General features: G+C 61.5%; 2 protein-coding genes. Both read left to right on the plus strand.

The features are described 5' to 3' along the window. The coding region (locus EOL86_13230) for a PAS domain S-box protein (protein NCD26537.1) at nucleotides 1-2,376 on the plus strand (2,376 nt) is incomplete at its 5' end. Nucleotides 2,377-2,459: 83 nt separating this feature from the next. Continuing rightward, nucleotides 2,460-3,076, plus strand: a 617-nt coding sequence (locus tag EOL86_13235) for a response regulator (GenBank protein ID NCD26538.1), incomplete at its 3' end; no start/stop codon positions are given.

Genomic DNA, 3,076 nt, shown 5'->3' on the forward strand with positions numbered 1-3,076 from the left:
CGGATCAAATTGATTGAAGTCAACAGCATCCAGGAAGGATTGCGTGACGTTTCCTTTGGCGTGGCGGACGCCTTCGTGGAAAGCGTGGCCGTGGCCGCGTGGCATATCGAGCAAGAGGGACTCGCCAACCTGCGGGTCGCCGGGACCCTGGGCATTTCCGACAACCTGAGCGTGGGCATCAGCAAACAATATCCACTCCTGGCCAGCGCCGTGGCCAAGGCCATGGCGTCCGTGACCCCCCATGAGCTGCAAACCATCTCGCGGCGCTGGGTCAAGCTCGAAACCTCTCCCATCAGCCCCGGCGTTCTGCTGGGGCTCAAGCTGGCCGGTGGAGCCGGGTCCGTCCTGCTGCTCGTTCTCGCCGTTTTGTCCTGGATTCTGCGTCGTCGGCTCAAGGAAAAAATCACGGCCCTGGAACAAACCAAGGTCGATCTGGCCGACCAGGTCGAGCGTTTCAAGATGGCCTTGCAGGCGACCAACGCCAGCTCCTGGGAATATCACCCCGACCAGGACCTGGAGGAACACGGCCAGGAATGGTACACCCATCTGGGCTATCCCCCTCAAGACAGCCCGTGCAGCCTAAAAACCTGGCGGGACATGATTCATCCCGACGACCGCGAGCAAGCCTGGGACACGTTCATGGACTTTCTGAATAATGGCGGCGAAGGCCTGTACGAGACGGAATTCCGCATGCGCGCCCAAAACGGCACATGGCGATGGATGCTGGGCAAAGGCCGGACCATGTCGCGAGACGCCGCCGGGAAGCCGACACGGATTGTCGGCCTGAACCTGGATATCGATTCCCAAAAAAAAGCCCAGGCGGCCATTGCCGAAAGCGAATGGCGTTTTCGCGGCATCTTCGAAAACGCGCCCTATTCCATCGTCATCAACCGTCTGTCCGACGGCAAATACATGGACGCCAACACAACAGCCCTGAACCGACTTGGCCTGGACAAGGCCAGTCTGCTCGACAAAACCCTGTACGAAGTCGGAGCCCTCCCCCGGCAGAGCCATGAGCACCTGGTGCGCGAGTTGGAAAAAAAGCGGGTCGTCCAAAACCAGGAAACGACCATCTCCCGGGCGGACGGTTCCGTGGGGCATATCCTCTATTCCGGCGCCCTGATCACCCTGGATGGCGAACCCTGCGTCTTGTCCCTGCCACTTGATATCACGGACCTCAAACACGCCCAGGAAGAACTGCGCAAATCCCGGGAAATGTTCGCCCGCCTTTTCCAGCTCTCGCCGGACATGATCGCCCTGGCCCGCCAGGACGACGGCACCCTGATCGAAATCAACGAGGCCTTCACCCGGTTCACCGGCTTTTCCCGCGACGAAGCCTTGGGCCGGACAACGGTGGAACTGGGCATGTTCCACGGCCCGTCCCAGCGGAGGGATTACGTAGCCAAGCTCATACGGGACCGCTCGATCGAAAACTTCGAGTTCGACATCCGCCACCGCGACGGCCGCATCCTCAAATGCTCGGCCTCGGCCCGGCTGCTGGACATGAACGATGTCCCGTGCATCCTGTCCATCACCCGGGACATAACCCACCTCCGGGCCATGCAGGACATGATGGTCCAGACCGAAAAGATGCTCTCCCTGGGCGGCATCGCGGCCGGTATCGCCCACGAGATCAACAACCCCCTGGGTATCGTCCTGCAGGCGGTTCAGACCATCAACCTCCGCCTGACCCCTGGCCACGCCAAAAACCAGGAAGTCGCCCGGAGCCTGAATCTCGACCTGGACGCCATGGACGTCTACCTCAAGGCCAGAAAGATCGATGCCTTCCTCCGGGACATCGAACAGGCCGGCATCCGGGCCGCGGGCATTGTCCGCCACATGCTCGATTTCAGCCGCAAAAGCGAATCCCGCCGGGCTCCATGCGACATCACCACCGTCATCGGCCAGGCCCTGACCCTGGCCGCGAGTGACTACGATCTGAAAAAAAATTACGATTTCAAGTCAGTGGCCATCAGCCAGAATTTCGAGGCAGACCTGCCGGCCGTTTCCTGCACCGAAACCGAGCTCGAACAGGTTTTTCTCAACCTGTTCCGCAACGCGGCCCATGCCATGGCCGAGGCCGGCACGCCCAACCCATCCATTCATGTCACGGCCAAAACCATCCCCGGACACGTCCGCGTCGAAATCGAGGACAACGGGCCGGGTATTCCAGAGGAACACCTCTCCCGCGTCTTCGAACCCTTTTTCACCACCAAGGAGCCCGGAGCCGGCACCGGCCTTGGGCTTTCGGTTTCGTATTTCATCATCACCAAGGGCCATGGCGGCCAGATGAACGTTGTCCCAGGGACGCGGGGCGGCACGCGTTTTATCGTCGATCTGCCGAACGAGAACGTCCAGCTCCCCGAATCCACTTGAATTTCTGGACGTAATCCGTCCATCCGGCTAGACTGCAAGGCTCTTGCTATCCACCGTACCCGATCTCGCGGCAGGAGTGACCCATGCGGATACTGATCATCGACGACGAGGAAGGTTTGCGCCGTTCCTTGTCCGCCTATCTGGAAGACCAGGACCACGACCCATTGCAGGCGTCCAACGGACGCGACGGCCTTGACGCCATGCGCGCGGCCCTGCCGGATCTGGACGTGGTTCTCGTGGACCTGAACATGCCGGTCCTGGATGGCTACGGATTCCTGGAAAGGGCCGTGGCCGAGGCCCCGGACCTGCCCATCGTGGTTTTGTCCGGCGTCGGCGTGGTCGACGACGCCCTCAAGGCCGTGCGTCTGGGGGCCTGGGATTACCTCACCAAGCCATTGGGCGATCTCAGAATTCTGGATCACACCCTGGCCAAGGTCGCGGAAAAGGCACGGCTGATCCGCGAGAACAGGGCCTACCAGGAAAACCTGGAAGCCCTGGTCCGCCAACGCACCGCCGAACTGGAAAGCACCCGGCGCCAGATCATGCACCGCCTGAGCCGGGCCGCTGAATACAAGGACAACGAAACCGGCCACCATGTCACCCGCGTCGGCGAAATCGCGGCCGTCCTGGCCAGGGCCCTGGGCTTCGACGACGAGCAGTGCGCCAATATCCGGGACTGCGCCCCCCTGCACGACATCGG

It is taken from the genome of Deltaproteobacteria bacterium, assembly GCA_009930495.1.
Taxonomy (GTDB): Bacteria; Desulfobacterota; Desulfovibrionia; order Desulfovibrionales; family Desulfomicrobiaceae; genus Desulfomicrobium.